The sequence below is a fragment of the Sphingobium sp. EM0848 genome, from assembly GCF_013375555.1.
Taxonomy (GTDB): domain Bacteria; phylum Pseudomonadota; class Alphaproteobacteria; order Sphingomonadales; family Sphingomonadaceae; genus Sphingobium.
The window spans coordinates 1554845-1572836 of record NZ_JABXWB010000005.1 but is presented as its reverse complement, the minus strand read 5'-3'; the positions used below and the strand labels follow the sequence as shown (position 1 = coordinate 1572836).

The window sequence follows — 17992 nt, the reverse complement described above, 5'->3', positions numbered from 1 at the left end:
GAGGCCCGCCGTCAGATCAATGGCGGGCCTTTGTGCAATACCCCACCGGCAAAAGCTGCAGATTCACCGCGGCTGAGACTTCTCAGCCGATCATCATCAAACTGGCGTTGCCCCCGGCGGCGGTTGTGTTGATGGAGGTCGACACCTCTTCCAGCAACCAGTTGCCATGATAGGCGAGCCCCCGGCGCGGATCGGCGGCGTGGACCGAGACGATCGGGCCGGGCATTTCCACGGCGGCGGCCACCGCTGCCGAAACGCGATCGACGCCGCCTTCGACCAGAACGACGGCAAAGGGCCGGTCCACCCGGATCGGGAAGACGGCCGCCACGCTTGCGGGCAAACCGCCGGGCAGTGCCATGCCCTCGACAAAGCCGCGATTGCCGGTCGCAAGCACAACAGCCATCTGCTCGATCAGCCCGGCAGGGGTCTGCGGCTTCATCTGGACCAGCCCGCGTGGATGTAGCGCGTAGAGATTGCGCTCCCCAACCGGCCCTGTGAGTTCCAGCGACACGCCCAGCGCCGATTCCTCCCCATGGCGGCGAGCAATGGCGGCGGCTTCTCCATCACCTCTTGCTTCAAGCCAGGCGACGAAATCATGCAGCGGCGAATCCAGATACCCGGTGCGGGCCATGAACACTGGCGGCACCGCAACCAGCCGTCCCAAATATAGCGGGCCGCCCGCCTTCGGCCCGGTGCCCGACAGACCGCAACCGCCAAAGGGCTGAACCCCAACGATCGCGCCGATGACATTGCGGTTCACATAGATGTTGCCGACCTTCACCCGCTCGGTGACATGGGTAATCGTCTCGTCCAGCCGGGTGTGGAGACCGAAGGTCAGGCCATAGCCGGTCGCGTTGATCGCCTGAATAAGCTGGTCCAGCCCTTCCCGGCGAAAACGGATAACATGCAGCACCGGACCGAAAATCTCACGCTTCAGATCAGCAATATCATCAATCTCGATGATCGTCGGCGGCACGAAAGTCCCGTGCTGCGTCTCAGCGGGCAGGTCCAGTTGCTCAACGGGTCGGCCAAGACCGCGCATGGTGCGGATATGCGCGTCGATCTTGGCCTTGGCCTCGGCGGTGATGACCGGGCCGATATCGACCGCCAGCCGGTCCGTGAGGCCGATGCGCAACTCCCTGAGCGCGCCCTTCAGCATCGCCAGCGTGCGGTCGGCGACATCCTCCTGCAGACAGAGGATACGCAGCGCCGAACAGCGCTGCCCCGCACTGTCGAAGGCGGAGGCGATGACATCGGCCACCACCTGCTCCGCCAGCGCGGAGGAATCGACGATCATCGCATTCTGCCCGCCGGTCTCCGCGATCAGCGGGATCGGCTTTCCATCGCGTGACAGCCGCGTGGAAAGCTGGCGCTGGATCAGACGCGCCACCTCGGTCGATCCGGTAAACATGACGCCCGCCACCTCTGGCGCAGCGACCAGTGCGGCGCCGATGGCGCCATCGCCCGGCACCAGTTGCAGCGCATCAGCGGGAACGCCCGCCTCATGCAGAAGACGCACCGCTTCGGCGGCGATCAACGGGGTTTCTTCGGCGGGCTTGGCCAGCACCGGATTGCCCGCGACCAGAGCAGCGGCGACCTGACCTGTGAAGATGGCGAGCGGGAAGTTCCACGGACTGATGCAGACGATCGGTCCCAGCGCCGTCTGCGCCGGGCCAAACGTCGTGCGCGCCTGCACGGCATAATAGCGCAGGAAATCGATCGCCTCGCGCACTTCGGATATGGCGTTGGGCAGCGACTTGCCCGCCTCTCGCACGATCAGGCCGAGCAGGACCGGCATCCGCGCCTGCATCACATCGGCGGCCCGCTCCAGCGCCGCTGCCCGATCCGTAACGGGCACGTCCATCCAGTCCGAACCGCTGGCCCGGCGCACGGCAGCACTCGCCTGTTCGGGTGAGACCTCGGTCACGGTGCCAACCCGGTCGCGATGGTCGGCGGGATTGCAGACTGGACGCGGCGTGCCCTCACCTCCTTCCGGCGCAGCGGTCCATTCGATGGCCGCGCTATGCTGAAGCGCAACGGTCAGTTCGGCCAGCGCGGCTTCATCACTGAGGTCAATGCCATCCGAATTGCGGCGATCGGGATAGAGGTTCGCAGGCAGTGCGATCTGGTCATGATGCGCGCCGGGGCGGGTCATGGCGCGGACGACCTCGACCGGATCGGCGATCATCTCCTCGACCGGCACCAGCGGATCGGCAATGCGATTGACGAAGGAGGAGTTGGCGCCATTTTCCAGCAGGCGGCGCACCAGATAGGCGAGCAGCGTCTCATGCGTGCCCACCGGCGCATAGATGCGGCAGGGACGGTTCAACCGCGACGCGCCAACCACCTGCTCATACAACGGCTCACCCATGCCGTGCAGGCACTGGAACTCATATTGGCCGACCGCGAAATCCGGCCCGGCCAAATGATAGATGGTCGCCAGCGTCTGCGCATTATGGGTCGCAAATTGCGGGAACACGGCATCGGGCGCAGCCAGCAGCTTGCGCGCGCAGGCGATATAGGCAACGTCGGTGTGGACCTTGCGCGTATAGACCGGGAAGTCCGGCAGCCCATCCACCTGCGCACGCTTGATCTCCGCATCCCAATAGGCGCCCTTGACCAGCCGGACCATGATGCGCCGCCCGGTGCGCCGGGCGAGATCCACGATCCAGTCGATGACATAGGGACAGCGCTTACCATAGCCCTGCACGACGAAGCCAAGGCCGTTCCATCCGGCAAGCTCAGGATCGAGCGCGAGGCTTTCCAGCAGGTCAAGCGAGATTTCGAGCCGGTCGGCCTCCTCCGCATCGATGTTGAGGCCAATATCATAGGCTTTCGACAACAAGGCCAGTTGCCTCACCCGCGCCAACAACTCGCCCATCACCCGGTCGGCCTGCGCGCGGGCATAGCGCGGATGCAGCGCCGACAGCTTGATGGAGATACCCGGCCCTTCATAGATGCCGCGCCCGTCTGATGCCTGGCCGATGGCATGGATGGCCCGCTCATAATCCTCATAATAGCGCGCCGCGTCGGCTGCCGTCGTCGCGGCCTCCCCGAGCATGTCATAGCTGTAGCGGAAGCCCTTCGCTTCCATCTCCCGGGCGCGCTTCAGCGCTTCGGTGATCGTTTCGCCGGTGACGAACTGCTCTCCCATCATCCGCATCGCCAGATCGACGCCCCGGCGGATGACGGGCTCCCCGGCCCGCGCGACCAGCCTGGCCAACGCCGCGCCCAGACCCCGGTCATCGACACTGGCAACCAGCTTGCCGGTGACGACAAGCCCCCAGGTCGCCGCGTTCACGAACAGCGACTTGCCGCCGCCCAGATGCGAACTCCAGTCGCCATCGGCGATCTTGTCACGGATCAACGCGTCGCGGGTCGCAGCGTCCGGAATGCGCAGCAACGCTTCGGCCAAACACATCAACGCCACCCCCTCCTGACTGGAGAGCGAATATTCCTGTACCAGCCCTTCGACACCGCTGCCCCGATGGTTCGCGCGCAGCGTCGTCACGAGCCCGCGCGCCGTCTCACGCGCTTTCCGTCGGGTCGGCTCGTCCAGCGTGGCCGCTTCGATCAGAGCAGCAAGGCATTGGGTTTCGTCCCGGCGATAGGCGGCGGTGATGGCCTGACGGAGCGGCAACTGCTCGCGAATGGGCGGGGCGAAGGCGGCGAAAGGGCGCTGACTGGTCATGGGAACAGATTATCGCACTTCCCCCTGTCAATCAGACCTAAAATTCCCTAAAATTAGACATAATTGACTTATTTACGGACAATTTTCGGACGAATGATATGAATAATGACGAAGATCAGGTCGAATTGGACGGTTTCGATCGCAAAATCATCGCCCTGTTGACGCAGGACGGCCGGATCACCGTGACCGATCTTGCCCGGCAGGTCGGGCTTTCGAAAACCCCCTGTCAGGTCCGGTTGAAGAGATTGATCGACACAGGCGTCATTCTCGGCTTCCGTGCCGTCACCGACGCCGCCAAGCTCGGCCTCGACCATGTTGCCTTTGCAGAGGTGAAATTGTCGGACACGCGCGAAAAGGCCCTCGAGGAGTTCAACGCCGCCGTCCGCCGCATAGCCGAGGTCGAGGAATGCCATATGATCGCCAGCAGCTTCGACTATCTGTTGAAAGTGCGGACGGCCGACATTCGCCGCTATCGCATCGTGCTGGGGGAGAAGATATCAAGCCTGCCCCATGTCGCCAGCACTTCGACATTCGTGGCTATGGAGACGGTCAAGGAGCGCTAGTACATTATACGCAAACGGGGGACCGATAGGAGCAGGCAAATGTTGTCCGTTTCGACGAGAAAGGGAGCGGATGGGATGATCCCCTCCCGCACATGAGCACCGTGCCATGACCGACTATGCCCGATTGCGCGACCAGATGGTCGACCGCCAGATCGCCCGGCGCGGCATCCGCGACCCCAGGGTACTCGCGGCCATGCGGACCGTCCCGCGCGAATGCTTCGTGCGCGAAGGCCTGAAGGAAGCGGCCTATGAGGATTGCGCCCTGCCGATCGAGCAGGAGCAGACCATTTCCCAACCCTATATCGTCGCAGCCATGTTGGAAGCGGCGGAGATCGGACCCGATGCCCGCGTGCTGGAGGTCGGCGCGGGATCAGGCTATGCGGCGGCCTTGCTGGGCCAGCTCGCCGGCCGGGTCTTCGCGATCGAGCGGCATGAGGCGCTGGGCAGGCTGGCGGAAGAGCGGCTGGCGGCGCTGGGCTATGCCAATGTCGAAATTCGCGTGGGGGACGGCACAAAAGGTCTGCCGCCCGAAGCGCCCTTCGACGCCATCCTTGTCGCGGCCGGCGCACCCGCCGTGCCAGAGGCGCTACGGGAGCAGTTGAAGGTCAGCGGGCACCTCATCATCCCGGTCGGTGGTCCCGGACGGCAAAGGCTGTGCCAGATCACACGGGAAAACGCGGACCGCTATACCGAGCGAGATTTGGGCGCGGTGGTTTTCGTGCCGCTGATCGGCGAACAGGGTTGGCGGGAGGATTGACCGCATGCGGGAAGCCGAACTCCGGCTTCCCGCATTTTGGACATCCCCCTCAGGCGACGATAGCGGGATGCGCTATGCGTGGATCGCCCAACATGGCACGGTAGGAAGGTGGCCTGCGCCCACCCGCCTCGGTAATGCCATAGCGTTCCGCGATCTCGGCGGCGATCAGGGTCTGGCCGTTCAAATCCGCAAGGTTCGGATCGTCATGGATCGCGGCCAGGATACGGCCGTTAAATTCCGGCGTTTCGGCATCGGCCATGAACTTTTCATATTGCTCGGGATGTTCAGCCAGGGTCTGCTTGCTACGCTCGGTCAGCAACGGACCCATCCAGAGCGAGACGGCCGCCGCGCCCGTACCGCGCAAGTCGACGCCCATATCGGCGGCGAACTTGTCCACGCCTGCCTTCTGCGCGCCATAAGCCGGGCCATGCATATAGCAGACCGATCCGAAAGAGGAGGTGAAGGCGATAAGACCGCTGCCCGCCGGAACCATCATCCGCGCTGCATGCCAACTCGCAAGATAATGGGAACGCAGGCCGACATTCAGAATGTCAACCAGATCAGGCGACTTTTCCCAGAAGGGACCCGGCTTCACCAGATCGTCGTGCAATGCCGCGACATTGTTGACGAGCAGGTCGAGGCGGCCGCTTTCATCGCGGACCCGTTCGAACAGGGCGGCGATGGCAGCGCTGTCGCCATGGTCGACCTGCACTGCCCTGCCCTCCCCGCCTGCAGCATCGATCTGCGCGGCGGTCGCGCCGATGGTGCCCGGCAACGCGGCGTCGCCTTCGCGCACCGTGCGGCCCGTCACATAGACGCGATAGCCCTTTTCCCCCAGCGCCGCCGCGATCCCGCGGCCCGCGCCCCTGCTGGCGCCGGTGACGATAGCCACCGGACGTTCACTCCGACCCATGTCTCTCTCCCTCTTATGCGGCTGCGGTGGAGTTGCGCTTGTCAAGCGTCACATGAGACCCGTTAGCGCGCTTTTGCAGTTCAGGCGCCTTGTCACGCGGGTTGTAGAACTGCTTGTACCACAGGCGAACCTTGCCATAGGGTCCGTCATTGGGGACCACCAGCGGGTTGAGGCAGGCGCGCTTGTTCTGCCAGATCTCCACATCCTGGGCGAAGGCCAGGCGGCTGCCTTCCTGATATTCCAGCGCGGCGGCGCGCAGTTCATCGGTGACGGGCGCGGAGCCGTCGTTCACCTGCACCATCAGACCGTGCCAGACGCGGATCTTGCCGTCCTCGATCGGCGTGTGAGTGATCAGGATGAAGGAGTTGAACGTTCCCTCCATCTCCGACTGGAGGATCGACGGGCCGGTATACCAGGTATCGAGTGTCAGCACGTCTTCCGGATTGAGCGTCAGCGTGCGGTGCCCGGCGGCATAATATTGGTGGACGATGTGATCCTTGAACTCATTGGCGAAATAGACGAAGTCCTTCGCGCCATGGATCGGGACGAAATGACCATAGTCGGCCATATTGTCGACCACCTCGATGGGATGGATGTCAAGATCGCCCATGAAGTCGATCTTCCAGTTCACCCAGCCCGGCTGGTCCCAATGGCCGCCGAAATCGGGCAGATCGAAATTCGGCTCCAGCCCTTCGGGATCGTGCCAGACCCAGATGGTGCCGGCGCGTTCGATCACGGGGAAAGTCTTCAGCTTCGCCGCCTTGGGCATGAAGTCCGAATAGGGAATGTGGTTGCACTGGCCGTCCGGGCCATAGCGCCAGCCGTGGAACGGGCAGCGGATCGATTCACCCTCCACCTGCTCGCCGTCGCGCACGATATAGGACGTCGTGTTCTTCGCCAGATGCGCGCCCATATGCGGGCAATAGGCCTCCACCACATAGGGCTTGCCGCTTTCGCCCCGATAAATCACCAGATCCTGTCCGAAATATCGGATCGCGGTGGGTGTCGACGTCGCTTCCGCGCTTTCGCCGATCATGAACCAGCCGCGCGGGAAATCATATTCACCCAGACGGTAGTCCGCAGACTTTGCCATGCTCACATCCTCTAGACAGCGTTCGTGGTCTGCCCATGCCTTAGCATGGTTGGGCAAAGGGCGCCAGAGAAGAGGTGCCATCCACATCGGAAAAATCGGCATCATTCTACGCAAATGATAAACTAATGCGCAATTTCATTGTTTATTGCGTCCTTGTTATCGCCAAAAATCCTGCGCATTAGGATTTCCAGGAACTGAACCGGCGGGCGAATCGCGCCTTGCCCGGCCAGATGTCAAAAGGAGAGGAAGAGATGCTGCTGAAGGACAAGGTCGTGATCGTCAGCGGGGTCGGGCCCGGCATGGGTCAGGCACTGGCGCGGATCGCGGCACGTGAGGGCGCAAGCGTGGTTCTCAGCGCGCGCAATGCGGGCTTTCTGGAACAGGTGCGGAGCGAAATCGTCGATGCGGGCGGCAAGGCCATCGCCGTTTCCTGCGACGTGTCGGACGCGGACCAGTGCGCAGCGCTGGCACGACAGGCAGCCCAGGCCTTTGGCGGGCGGGTCCATGGCCTGATCAATAGTGCCTATTTCCATGGCGACTGGGCCTTTGTCGAAAATGGCGACCCGGCCGATTTCGCCAAGACCTTTGACGTCAATTGCGTGGGCGCGCTGCGGCTGACGCAGGCCTGCATTCCCTATCTGAGGGACGGCGGCGCAGTGGTGAACGTATCGACCATGGCGTCGGTTCGCCCCTTTGGCACCGAACATGGCATGGAAATGAGCTATGCCGTTGCGAAAGGCGCACTCAACACGCTCAGCAAATATATGGCGACCGACCTTGGCCGCTATGGCATTCGCGTCAACACCTGCCGTATGGGCTGGATACACGGCGCGCCGGTGGAGCAGCATATCCAGTCACAAGTCGATGCCGGGCTGAACCGCGAGGATGTGGTGCGCGGCATTACGAAGGATATTCCGATCGGCATCATTCCGCCCGAGGATGACTGCGCCCGGGCAGTGCTGATGCTGGTGTCCGATTATGCCCGCGTCGTGAGCGGCGCAACGCTGGATGTGAATGGCGGACACTGGATGGCGCCCTGAACGAAGGTGAGTTGCCCCCTGTACACCCGTCAGCGGTCGGTTTCGGCCAATGACGGGATGGGCGGCATGGGCGGGGCGTTATGGGCATAACCCATTTCCTCATAACGTTCCGCGATACGCCAGCCGCACTCGGTGCGGACCAGCCGGTCGCGATACCAGAGGCCGACGAAGAAAAGCTGTTCCGTCCCATCATCGGCGCGGTGAAGCATGGGATTGAACAGAATCGAGCGGCAGCGCGCACTGTCGCCGTCCAGATCAAGCTTCGGGGTCGCGACCATATGCTGGAAGAAGGGAAAGCGCTCCATCGCGACAGCCAGCCAGCGCTTAATCTGCGCCACACTGCCCCTGGCACCACCCGTCTCGCTATAGTCGATCACCGCATCATGGGTGAAGATGTCGTCCAGCGCATCCCAATCCCGCGCATCGATCGCATGGCTGTAACGGGCGAGGATATCCTGAATCTCCAGCCGATCGGACATTTCCTGCAAGGACAGCATGGCCCCTCCTCTCAGATGAACAAACTCATACGCAAAATAGTGACAATTTTATATTTCTTGCCATTAACGCGTAGCTATATGACAGATTGCCTCATTCCAACAAAAAAGAGAACAAGGCAGGTTCGTTGAAAGATTCATGGCATCATGACATGGTAGCGATGAGCTGCCCTCCCATATGGGATTATGCAGATTAGATTTGGGTTATAAATACGCATAGAGACAGTTTGCACTATGCATCACCCATTGGAGAGGAAGAATATCATGGTCAGCCCGCCCCAGACCCCGCTCGACCGCGAAGCACTGTTGCAAGCGGCGCGTGAGCGCGCGGGCCTCAGCGATTTTGGTGACCCGTGGTTCCTCGAACCCATGGATTGCTTTCTGGAGGCAATCAATCGCGAAGGGCGGCTGACCCCGGCGGGCCAAAGCGCGCAGACCGAAACCATCGTCAAGGGGCTGGTCAGCCGCCTGCGCATGGTGGAGGATATCAAGCGTCATCCCGAAATATTGGACGAACAGGTGGAAGTGGCGGGCATCATATTGGGCCTGCCGCGCACAGGGAGCACGATATTCCAGCGCCTGCTGGCCAGCGCCCCCGGCATGACCGGGATCAAATGGTATGAAGCGCAGAATTTCGCCCCCTTCCCCGGCGAGCAGCGCGGCGAGCCCGTCGAGCGGCGCGCCTATGCGGACGCGATGATCGAGGGATGGTTGCAGGCGGCGCCGGAACTGGCCTCCATCCACCCGCTCGAGCCCGATGCGCCGGATGAGGAGATATTGATCCTGGGCCAGATGTTCGTCAGCACCATGGTGGAGGGGATGAGCTTCGTGCCCAGCTTCGCGGCGTGGCTGAACGATTATGACCAGTCGCGCGGGCATGAGGACCTGAAGACGATCCTGCGCTATCTGCAATGGCAGGACCCGTCGCGGCGCGGGCGCAAATGGATCCTGAAAAGCCCGTCCAACCTGCCTTATACCGAGGTGGCGGCAAAGGCCTTTCCCGATGCGCTGCTGATCATGACGCATCGCGATCCGGTGCAGACCGTACCCTCCTATGTCTCGATGCAGGCGGCGCTCTACAAATTGAGCGCAACGATCAGCGACGAGGAGGTGGGCGGCTTCTGGTTCCCGCGCCTGGTCGAATGGATGCGCCGGTTCGAGGCTGCGCGCGAGCGGATCGGTGAACATCGCTTCATCGACATCGATTATCGCGAGGTCGCCGCCCATCCCATGGCGCAGGCCGAACGGGTGCTGGCGCGCTTCGGCATCGCGGTCGATGAGCATGTCGAGGAGGTGCTGCGCGAATTTCTGGCGGGGAACCGGCGCGAACAGCGGCCGATGCACGATTATTCGCTGGAACGCTTCGGCCTGGACGAAGCGGCGATCAAGCGGGAATTCGCCGCCTATCGGGCGCGCTATATCGGGGAATAACGGATGGGCAGCGCTGTCCTGCCCGGCAATTTAATAGAGAGGACGAGATGACGGATTTGAAGGGAAAGACTGCCCTGATCACCGGAGCCGGGCAGGGCGTGGGCCAGGGCATTGCACTGGCGCTGGCGAGCGAGGGCGTCAGCCTGGTACTCGCGGGACGCACGGTGGAGAAGGTAGAACAGACCGCACGTCTCGCCGCCGAACGCGGAGCGCGGGCCATCGCCATCGGCTGCAACGTCAAGTCCGCCGAGGATCTGACGGCCGCCGTGGAGCGGGCTGTGAGCGAATTCGGCGGCCTCGACATCCTGGTCAACAATGCGCAGGAAGTCCCGCTGGGTCCTTTGGACAAGGTGACGGACGAGGCATTTCTGGCCGGGTTCGAATCCGGCCCGCTGGCATCCTTTCGCCTCATGAAGCTGGCGCGGCCGCACATGGCGGCGCGGGGTGGCGGGACGATCATCAACTTCGCCTCATCGGCGGGCATAAGATGGGACATGGCGGGCTATGGCTGCTACGGCGCGGTCAAGCAAGCGACCCGCGCACTGACCCGTGCCGCCGCGTCGGAATGGGGCGGTGACAATATTCGCGTGCTCACCATCGCGCCCCATGCCGAATCGCCCGGCCTGAAAGGGTGGATCGAGAAGAACCCGGAAGAGGCCGCCGCCTTCTTCCGCACGATCCCGCTGGGCCGGGTCGGGGAACTGGAACAGGATATCGGCCGCGCCATCGTCGCCCTATGCGGGCAGGACCTACGCTATCTGACCGGCGCGACGATCCCGCTCGACGGCGGGCAAGCAAATTTCGACTGAACGGAGCGAGAGAAAATGGAGAAGGTTGTTGCCGCCCTGTGGGCACCTGAAGGTGAAAGTCGCGAAGCCTATGGTGCGCGCATCCTCGCCAGCCTGCCGCAAGCGCTGCGAGCGGCGGGAGCGCGCCATGTCCGGCTCAACGTGCGCGATGAAACGGTGGCGCCAGCCGAGCAACTCATCCAGCGTTGGCAGGCGCCGCAGCAGGCGGCGGTAGCTCAGTTCTGGATGCCTTCGAGCAACCGGCGCTTCCGGGGAGAGGTGGATGCGGCGCTGGCTTCTCATAGCGCGCACTTCGCCGCGTGGTTAGTCTGTGAGTCAACGATCATCGCGCCCGACGCCCGTCCCGCATCGGCCCAACCCAGCCGCAGTTCCGGGTGGAGCCAAGCCAGCCACACCAACCCAATAGCAAATTGATTTTAATGGATTTTTCCAAGAACCTCAGTCGCCACTACCAACAATTTTCCAACGGCAACCTTATGAGGCATTCTGAGGCTCATTGGACCGATTGTCAAATCCAAAGGCTGGACCAATCCGTCATTATTGCCAGCGTGTATCAGGCGGGCAGCCATGGAACAGCAAAACCATTCCGCTGCAGAGCGGACAGCCAAATTTCGAAAAAACGGAGCACGAGAAAATGGAGAAGGTTGTTGCCGCCCTGTGGGCTCCTGAAGGTGAAAGTCGCGAAGCCTACAGCGCGCGCATCCTCGCCAGCTTGCCGCAGGCGCTGCAAGCAGCGGGCGCGCACCATGTCCGGCTCAACGTGCGCGATGAAACGGTGGCGCCAGCTGAACAGCTCACCCAGTGCTGGCAGGCGCCCCAGCAGGCAGCGGTAGCTCAGTTCTGGATGCCTTCGAGCAACCGGCGCTTCAGGGCAGCGGTGGATGCGGCCCTGGCTTCTCATAGCACGCGCTTCGCTGCCTGGCTGGTCTGCGAGTCAACGATCATCGCCCCCGAGGCGCGTCCCGCATCGGCCCAACCCGGCCGCAGCACTGGGTGGGCCCAAGCGAGTTTTATCAGCTTCCGTTCCGACATGACGCGCGAGGCGGCGATCAGCCACTGGCATTCTCACCATACGCGCGTGGCCATCGAAACACAGGCCAATTTCGAATATGTCCAGAACCTCATCGTCAAGCCGCTGACGGACGATGCTCCCGCCTATGACGCCTTTGTCGAAGAATGCTTCGCACTGGAGGCCATGACGGACCCAAGCGCCTTCTTCGACGCAGTTGGCAATGAGGAGAAGCTTGCCGCCAATCAGACAGCGATGATGGACAGTTGCGCGGGCTTTATCGACTTCTCGCGCATCGATATCGTTCCCACATCCCAGTTCGATTTCCACTATCTCGACTGAAGGATGATCAATGATGCAATAGTCGTTTGGCCAAGATGATTTATTGTCAATCTTCTTGAAACAGCGCTCTTGATCCATTAATGGAATATTCGCTCAAATTTTATCAAGATTTCGACCAAGACGTCGTCATGAAGTATTTTTACCCCGGCATTGACATCTCCTACCTTCGCCTCACAGAACTGTTTGGCATCGGCGAAGATATGATGTTCAATGCCGGAATCGAGACATTCAATATTCTCGATGATTTGATCCTAAATAACCGCTGTGCAAACTCCTGTTGCGATCACGAACAAGGCAACCAACATCGTCATAACGATCAGAGCTTCATGAGATTTCCCACCCCCTCTTGAGACGGGAGCAGGATTCCAAATATACACGCACATCACTGGATATTAAAAACAAGTTATCAATAAAAAATGTAGAGACCAACAAAATAATCAACAACCATATTGGACTCTTAACAACCTTATGAAACCACATGATACCAAAGTCAATATTTTCTCGTGACCCGATCTTCAAGGTTGCATTTTTGATATGCAACGATATTCAAATTCCACCCTCCGACTGCCTTGCTTGAAAAGCTGGGTGATTATACCGAATTAGCGCTATCCAAACGCCTAACTTGAACCGCTGCATGACGAGGTTGTTCATCTACAGGATCAGTCCACCATTGCAGTACCAAAAACCGCTATGGCGCAAAATCCGCCGAATATCAGTCAGCCGAAAACCGCAGATTTTTGCGGCTTTCGCGATCATGTACATAGGCTGCTGAACGATCAACGAAAAATCGCGATAAAAATCGCGATAAATGAACGAGGAGGAGACCACTCTGCAGCAATTACACTATGCAAAATTTCCGAGCACGCGGCGGCGGCCCCGATCTGCGGTTGCAACCCTGGCGAGGTGTTTGCCGATAGCGCGTATCGCGGCAATCACTTTTGCGATGCCGTGCGCGCCAAGGGCGGTATCCCGCGGATCGTCGCTACCGGAATGTCGGGCCGCGACGAGCAGGAAGCACTGCGTGTCAACGGCGGAGTAAAAGTCGGCCATTGGGCGGCGCAAAATCAGGCCGGGTGATCCGTGTGCTGGCGAGCGCCGCGAGGGCGTAGCCCGAGTGGGGGTCGCCAACACACGGATGGTCTTTTCTGTCAGGGGTTGGAGCGTGCCTTGCGCGCCTGGCTTTGGGCCAGACGATAGCTCTCTCCGTTCATCTCGAGTATGGAGACGTGGTGGGTAAGCCGGTCGAGGAGCGCGCCTGTCAGGCGCTCGGAGCCGAACGTTTCGGTCCACTCGTCGAACGGCAAGTTGCTGGTGATCAGCGTCGAGCCGCGCTCGTAACGCTGCGAGATCAGCTCGAACAGCAGTTCCGCGCCGGTTTTCGAGAGCGGCACGAACCCCAGTTCATCGATGATGAGGAGCTTGTATCCGGCCATTTGCTTGTGGAGGCGCAGAAGGCGGCGTTCGTCGCGTGCCTCCATCATCGCGCTGACCAGCGCGGACGCGGTGGTGAAGCCGACCGTCAGGCCCTTCTGGCAGGCGGCAAGGCCGAGGCCGATCGCCACATGGGTCTTGCCGGTTCCCGAGGGACCAAGGGCTATGACGTTCTCGCGGCGGTTGATCCAGTCGCAGCGTGCCAGTTCCAGCACCTGCATCTTGTTGAGCTTGGGGATCGCGGCAAAGTCGAAGCTGTCGAGGCTCTTGGCGGCCGGGAACTTCGCAGCCTTGATCCGGCGCTCGACCATCCGGCGTTCCCGGTCGATCAGCTCCAGTTCGACAAGCCGGGCAAGGTAGCGGACGTGATCTGCGCCCTCGGCCGCGCATCGCCGGGCCAGCTTGTCATGCTCGCGCAGGAAGGTTGGTAGCTTGAGCGTCTTGAGGTGGCTGGCCAGTAACAGCTCGGGGGACGGACTGCTCATGCCGCATCCTTCGCATCGCCCGAGAGCAACTGCATGTAGGAGCGCGCCGATGTCGTCTCCACCCTGGCTCTGGGCAGATAGGGATAGATCGCCATGTCCAATCGGGGTGGTCGGCGCTCCACCCGGCACAGCAGGAGATGCTTCACGGCATCAAAGCCGATCGCCCCGATATCGAGAGCCTGCTTTACGGCCGCATGCAGATCGGCAAGCGTGAAGCTCTCCAGCAGACGCAGCACCTGCACATACTCGCGCCGACCATGCTTGCCCATACGAGCTTCCATGAGGCGGCGCAGCGTTGCAAACGCTTCGGGCAGGTGCCAGCCTTGCAGGGGCGCTGCCTGATCGAGCGCATTGATCTTCTGTTCGATCAGGGGAAGGTAATGGATGGGATCGAAGATCACGTCCTCGCGCTCGTAGCTGCGCACATGACGGGCAATGACCTCGCCCCGGCAGCCGATCACCACCTCGCCGACATAGCCCCGGATCCATACCTCCTGATGGCCGAAGCGCACCGGCACCGAGTAATCATTGGTCCGGTAACGCACCAGCGCCTGCGACGAGACCTGGCCGCTGGTCTGGTCACAAGCCTCGAACGGGGCAGCCGGCAGTTCCTGCATCGCCGCCAGATCGCGCTTCAGCCTCTCGCCGATCGTCTCGCTCTCGCCCCGCAGCCGGTCGTTCTGACGCTTGCGGCATTGCTCCTCGAGCCACAGGTTGAACGCCTCCCACGTCGCGAACCGGGGGATCGGCACCATGAAGTTGCGGCGAGCATAACCGACCAGCCCTTCAACACTGCCTTTGTCGTTCCCCCTGCCGGGACGGCCGTAACGATCGCGGATCAGGTAATGCGACAGGAAGCCGCTGAACAGCCGGGCGCGCTGCCTCGTGCCGTCGGGCAGGATCTTCGAGACCAGGCAGCGGTCGTTATCGTAGACGATCGACAGCGGCACCGCGCCGAAAAACGCGAAGGCGTGCACGTGGCCGTCCATCCATGCCTCGGCAACGGCAGCGGGATAGGCGCGCACGTAGCAGGCGTCGCTGTGCGGTAGATCGAGCACGAAGAAATGCGCCTTCTGCACAACACCGCCGATCTCGACCATGGCCTCACCAAAATCTGCCTGGGCATGGCCGGGCGCATGCGCCAGCGGCACGAACATCTCCCGGCTGCGCTGCTCGCGCTGTCGGATGTAATCCTTGATGATCGTGTAGCCGCCGGTGAAACCGTGCTCTTCGCGAAGGCGGTCAAATACCCGCTTCGCCGTATGACGCTGCTTGCGCGGAACCTGACGGTCACCATCAAGCCATGCATCGATGATCGGAACGAACGCTTCCAGCTTGGGCCGCCGCACCGCCGCCGTCCGGCGGTAACCGGGGGGCTCCGAATACGACAGCATCTTGCGGACCGTGTCGCGCGATACGTTGAAATGCTTCGCCGCCTCACGCTGGCTCATGCCGCCCGCGCAAGCAAGACGCACCTTCAGGTAAAGATCCACGGTATATATCTCCACGCCCTCCCTGCTCGCGCAAAGAAGGCAAAGTGGACGACTTTTACGCCGCCCGCAGCAGCACTTCGCCGCCGCCACCGTGGTCTAATTTTGCACCGCCGTTCTCAACTGCGCAAGCTCCATGAGTGGAATCAACCGATCCATCGTGTGCGTGGCCGGATCGAGAAGATCTTCGGGTGTCGATCGGCGTCGAAGCGGGACCACACCACTACGATGCCTACTACATTGATTTATTGACATAAGCGACCTCGATGCCGGGGTCCTGATCTGCGCCTATGGGAACCCCGCCGAGTTCGTTATATTCGCGGTTTTTCAGCATTTTAGCAGAGAATAGGTGGGGTCCCGTTTCAATGCATATCTACATGCAAATCGACCGCCGATCTTGCTGCGACTGGGTGAAACGGGAATAGGAGCAGTGCAGCCATAACGGAGCAGAGAAATTGCCTGGAACCGACCACTACTCGCACCTTTCATAGCTTCGAAATAGCGTTTCGCCTTAATCCCCGAACGTTTCAGGGGTGCCATTCGCCAATGCATCCACAATCATGGCTGCCAAGGTTTCTTCTGCTCGACTGCGTACGCCGGCGTCCTTGGAAAGCAGGTCGCTGCGCACCCATTGTGGCGCACGCTCCACCATGCGCAATATTATCGCCTGTGTCTGATCGCCCATTTCATACGCCTATGACCGCATGGCGTGCTTGACGCAACAAGGCATTACTATTCAAACTAAAAGACATCCGCAAATCTGCGATCGCCTCGGCCCTTATCGCCGAAAGCTGCTGACCACAGGTTCCCACTCATTTTATCCAGTGCCCCCGCAAGGACCGCGTCTCTCGAAATATTATAGCCCATAAGAACGAATCGGTGGCCCTTGCGCGAGTTAGCTCGATGCCAAGCTGCGCCGTACAGAGGATAACATCCATAACGAGCATCACGCTGTGACCACTCCAACCGGTAGCCAGCTTTTTTGGCGCTTTCGAGACAGCCTGTCATGCTGAAATATATTGTCGCGATTTACGGCTTATCGGGCACAATCTATGATCTGCGTGAGGCAGCAACGACGTTTCCCAGTTTGCATTCCCCACTTTGTCTCGTGAGAGATACTGAGGCAAAGGTGACATTGGAGAAAATGGTATCGCTAGCTCTATATTGAAAATAATCTGATAAAATAATATATATTTAATTATAATAAAATAGGTAAATTCAATGTCAACTTGCGAACATGATCTCATTCCTCCCCATGTCCCCGAAGAAACGGCAATATCCCTTCGACTATTCGACCGGGTCACAATTTCGGAATGTCCGCAGGAAACCCTTATTCCTCAAATACATGATACTTTAGGTCCTATTACCTGGGTAACCAATATCTTCATGGCCCATCAAGGGGGCTGGCTGCTGACCCGCATGGAGGACATACAGGCAATTTTGCGGGATGGAGAGAATTTCACAAAGCGTGGAATGGGCAAATTTGCGCAATCCATTGGCGAAGATTGGCTGGTTATCCCGACCGAGACAGACCCTCCCGCTCACGGGCAGTATCGCGAAGCGCTCAATCCCTATTTCGCGCCCCAACGCATGGCCGCGATGCGCGACAATCTGCACGAGCGTGCCATCACGCTGATCAACAGTTTCAAGGATCGCGGCCATTGCGATTTCGTGCATGAATTTTCCGAAAAATTTCCGATTTATATCGTCCTCGATTTACTCGGCTTGCCTCAGGAAAGATTGAAAGAGTTCCTTCAATGGGAGAAGGAGATCCTGCACACCAAAACGCTGGAAGCTCGTGCGAACGGCGTGCGTAAGGTAAAGGCCTATCTTGAAGAACAAATCGCCGACTGGCGCGCTAATCCGCGCGATGATTATATCAGTCGCATTTTCGACTATGAGATAGACGGCCGAAAATGGAATGATGACGAAATTTTCGGCCATTGCTTCAACCTTTTTATTGGTGGGCTCGACACGGTCACCTCGATGCTCGGCAATATCTTCACCTTTCTTGCCCGTTATCCAGACCGGCAGAAGGAACTGCGTGAGAATCCAGGCAAGATCGTGCTCGCCGTCGAGGAGTTTTTCCGCGCCTTCGCGCCGGTCAGCGTTTTCCGGATCGCGGCGCGCGAAATGGAAATCCACGGGCAAAAGATCATGCCGGGCGATTATGTGGCGGTTTCTACGCCCGTCGCGGGACGCGATCCAAACTTCTACGACAATCCCAATGAAATCCGCTTCGATCGCCGTGGTCAGCATATTTCATTGGGCTATGGCATCCACAAATGCCTGGGCATGCACCTCGCACGGCTGGAGCTTCAAACCGCTCTTGAGGAATTTCTCAAGGCGATCCCGCCATTCCGTATCAAGGACGGCTTCGAGGTCGGCTATTTCGTCGGAAACATTCTTCATGTCCCCGATCTTCATCTTCAGTGGGACTGAAA

General features: G+C 60.3%; 17 protein-coding genes. 10 read left to right on the top strand and 7 right to left on the bottom strand.

The window, feature by feature from the left end:
• Window positions 1–82: 82 nt before the first annotated feature.
• Entirely contained in the window at window positions 83–3691 is a 3609-nt protein-coding gene (putA, locus tag HUK73_RS25275; protein ID WP_176594481.1) for a trifunctional transcriptional regulator/proline dehydrogenase/L-glutamate gamma-semialdehyde dehydrogenase, read from the bottom strand.
• A 98-nt stretch (window positions 3692–3789) separates the two neighbouring features.
• Between putA and HUK73_RS25270 the strand changes: the two genes are divergently transcribed.
• On the top strand, window positions 3790–4254 hold the full coding sequence (locus tag HUK73_RS25270; RefSeq protein WP_176594480.1) for an Lrp/AsnC family transcriptional regulator: 465 nt from the start codon (window positions 3790–3792) through the stop codon (window positions 4252–4254).
• A 106-nt stretch (window positions 4255–4360) separates the two neighbouring features.
• Complete coding sequence (locus HUK73_RS25265; RefSeq protein ID WP_176594479.1) at window positions 4361–5011, top strand: protein-L-isoaspartate(D-aspartate) O-methyltransferase; 651 nt, start codon at window positions 4361–4363, stop codon at window positions 5009–5011.
• A 49-nt stretch (window positions 5012–5060) separates the two neighbouring features.
• Here the strand turns inward: HUK73_RS25265 and HUK73_RS25260 are convergent, their stop codons facing one another.
• Window positions 5061–5924, bottom strand: coding sequence for an SDR family NAD(P)-dependent oxidoreductase (locus tag HUK73_RS25260; RefSeq protein WP_176594478.1), 864 nt, complete (start codon window positions 5922–5924; stop codon window positions 5061–5063).
• Between the two features lie 13 nt (window positions 5925–5937).
• Window positions 5938–7017 (bottom strand): Rieske 2Fe-2S domain-containing protein, encoded by a 1080-nt coding sequence (locus HUK73_RS25255; RefSeq protein WP_176594477.1) that lies wholly within the window; start codon window positions 7015–7017, stop codon window positions 5938–5940.
• Window positions 7018–7268: 251 nt separating this feature from the next.
• Between HUK73_RS25255 and HUK73_RS25250 the strand changes: the two genes are divergently transcribed.
• Window positions 7269–8057 carry an SDR family oxidoreductase gene (locus tag HUK73_RS25250; RefSeq protein ID WP_176594476.1) on the top strand — a complete coding sequence of 263 codons (789 nt, stop codon included), beginning with the start codon at window positions 7269–7271 and terminating at the stop codon, window positions 8055–8057.
• Window positions 8058–8086: 29 nt separating this feature from the next.
• Here the strand turns inward: HUK73_RS25250 and HUK73_RS25245 are convergent, their stop codons facing one another.
• Entirely contained in the window at window positions 8087–8554 is a 468-nt protein-coding gene (locus HUK73_RS25245) for a nuclear transport factor 2 family protein (RefSeq protein ID WP_176594475.1), read from the bottom strand.
• 261 nt (window positions 8555–8815) lie between these two features.
• Between HUK73_RS25245 and HUK73_RS25240 the strand changes: the two genes are divergently transcribed.
• From HUK73_RS25240 to HUK73_RS26605, 6 genes are all read left to right on the top strand, one after another.
• Entirely contained in the window at window positions 8816–9982 is a 1167-nt protein-coding gene (locus tag HUK73_RS25240; protein WP_176594474.1) for a sulfotransferase, read from the top strand.
• A 47-nt stretch (window positions 9983–10029) separates the two neighbouring features.
• Window positions 10030–10791, top strand: a complete 762-nt coding sequence (locus HUK73_RS25235) for an SDR family NAD(P)-dependent oxidoreductase (protein ID WP_176594473.1) — start codon at window positions 10030–10032, stop codon at window positions 10789–10791.
• Between the two features lie 15 nt (window positions 10792–10806).
• Window positions 10807–11205, top strand: coding sequence for a hypothetical protein (locus HUK73_RS25230; protein WP_176594472.1), 399 nt, complete (start codon window positions 10807–10809; stop codon window positions 11203–11205).
• A 220-nt stretch (window positions 11206–11425) separates the two neighbouring features.
• The gene (locus tag HUK73_RS25225) at window positions 11426–12142 is read left to right on the top strand and encodes an EthD domain-containing protein (RefSeq protein ID WP_176594471.1); all 717 of its coding nucleotides are present in this window, start codon (window positions 11426–11428) and stop codon (window positions 12140–12142) included.
• 80 nt (window positions 12143–12222) lie between these two features.
• The gene (locus tag HUK73_RS25220) at window positions 12223–12492 is read left to right on the top strand and encodes a hypothetical protein (protein WP_176594470.1); all 270 of its coding nucleotides are present in this window, start codon (window positions 12223–12225) and stop codon (window positions 12490–12492) included.
• Window positions 12493–12832: 340 nt separating this feature from the next.
• Window positions 12833–13219 (top strand): hypothetical protein, encoded by a 387-nt coding sequence (locus HUK73_RS26605; RefSeq protein ID WP_218036725.1) that lies wholly within the window; start codon window positions 12833–12835, stop codon window positions 13217–13219.
• Window positions 13220–13290: 71 nt separating this feature from the next.
• Here HUK73_RS26605 and istB read toward each other — a convergent pair whose 3' ends face one another.
• The 3 genes from istB to HUK73_RS25200 all read right to left on the bottom strand — a co-directional run bounded on the left by istB (window position 13291) and on the right by HUK73_RS25200 (window position 16233).
• On the bottom strand, window positions 13291–14058 hold the full coding sequence (gene istB / locus HUK73_RS25210) for an IS21-like element helper ATPase IstB (protein ID WP_054944222.1): 768 nt from the start codon (window positions 14056–14058) through the stop codon (window positions 13291–13293).
• On the bottom strand, window positions 14055–15551 hold the full coding sequence (gene istA, locus HUK73_RS25205; RefSeq protein WP_082430708.1) for an IS21 family transposase: 1497 nt from the start codon (window positions 15549–15551) through the stop codon (window positions 14055–14057). Before istA ends, istB begins: the two co-directional genes overlap by 4 nt.
• A gap of 508 nt (window positions 15552–16059) precedes the next feature.
• Complete coding sequence (locus HUK73_RS25200; protein WP_176594469.1) at window positions 16060–16233, bottom strand: DUF6771 family protein; 174 nt, start codon at window positions 16231–16233, stop codon at window positions 16060–16062.
• A gap of 701 nt (window positions 16234–16934) precedes the next feature.
• On the opposite strand from HUK73_RS25200, the gene HUK73_RS25195 reads away from it, so the two are divergent.
• Window positions 16935–17990, top strand: coding sequence for a cytochrome P450 (locus HUK73_RS25195; RefSeq protein WP_255326546.1), 1056 nt, complete (start codon window positions 16935–16937; stop codon window positions 17988–17990).
• Window positions 17991–17992: the final 2 nt, after the last annotated feature.

What these genes read in the sequence shown, in the direction of transcription:
- HUK73_RS25250 (WP_176594476.1), top strand. Translation starts at nt 7,269, where the DNA reads ATGCTGCTGAAGGACAAGGTCGTGATCGTCAGCGGGGTCGGGCCCGGC.
- HUK73_RS25265 (WP_176594479.1), top strand. Translation starts at nt 4,361, where the DNA reads ATGACCGACTATGCCCGATTGCGCGACCAGATGGTCGACCGCCAGATC.
- HUK73_RS25220 (WP_176594470.1), top strand. Translation starts at nt 12,223, where the DNA reads ATGGAATATTCGCTCAAATTTTATCAAGATTTCGACCAAGACGTCGTC.
- putA (WP_176594481.1), bottom strand. Translation starts at nt 3,691, where the DNA reads ATGACCAGTCAGCGCCCTTTCGCCGCCTTCGCCCCGCCCATTCGCGAG.
- HUK73_RS26605 (WP_218036725.1), top strand. Translation starts at nt 12,833, where the DNA reads ATGGCGCAAAATCCGCCGAATATCAGTCAGCCGAAAACCGCAGATTTT.
- HUK73_RS25270 (WP_176594480.1), top strand. Translation starts at nt 3,790, where the DNA reads ATGAATAATGACGAAGATCAGGTCGAATTGGACGGTTTCGATCGCAAA.
- HUK73_RS25225 (WP_176594471.1), top strand. Translation starts at nt 11,426, where the DNA reads ATGGAGAAGGTTGTTGCCGCCCTGTGGGCTCCTGAAGGTGAAAGTCGC.
- HUK73_RS25245 (WP_176594475.1), bottom strand. Translation starts at nt 8,554, where the DNA reads ATGCTGTCCTTGCAGGAAATGTCCGATCGGCTGGAGATTCAGGATATC.
- HUK73_RS25240 (WP_176594474.1), top strand. Translation starts at nt 8,816, where the DNA reads ATGGTCAGCCCGCCCCAGACCCCGCTCGACCGCGAAGCACTGTTGCAA.
- HUK73_RS25255 (WP_176594477.1), bottom strand. Translation starts at nt 7,017, where the DNA reads ATGGCAAAGTCTGCGGACTACCGTCTGGGTGAATATGATTTCCCGCGC.
- istB (WP_054944222.1), bottom strand. Translation starts at nt 14,058, where the DNA reads ATGAGCAGTCCGTCCCCCGAGCTGTTACTGGCCAGCCACCTCAAGACG.
- HUK73_RS25260 (WP_176594478.1), bottom strand. Translation starts at nt 5,924, where the DNA reads ATGGGTCGGAGTGAACGTCCGGTGGCTATCGTCACCGGCGCCAGCAGG.
- HUK73_RS25235 (WP_176594473.1), top strand. Translation starts at nt 10,030, where the DNA reads ATGACGGATTTGAAGGGAAAGACTGCCCTGATCACCGGAGCCGGGCAG.
- HUK73_RS25195 (WP_255326546.1), top strand. Translation starts at nt 16,935, where the DNA reads ATGGCCCATCAAGGGGGCTGGCTGCTGACCCGCATGGAGGACATACAG.
- HUK73_RS25200 (WP_176594469.1), bottom strand. Translation starts at nt 16,233, where the DNA reads ATGGGCGATCAGACACAGGCGATAATATTGCGCATGGTGGAGCGTGCG.
- HUK73_RS25230 (WP_176594472.1), top strand. Translation starts at nt 10,807, where the DNA reads ATGGAGAAGGTTGTTGCCGCCCTGTGGGCACCTGAAGGTGAAAGTCGC.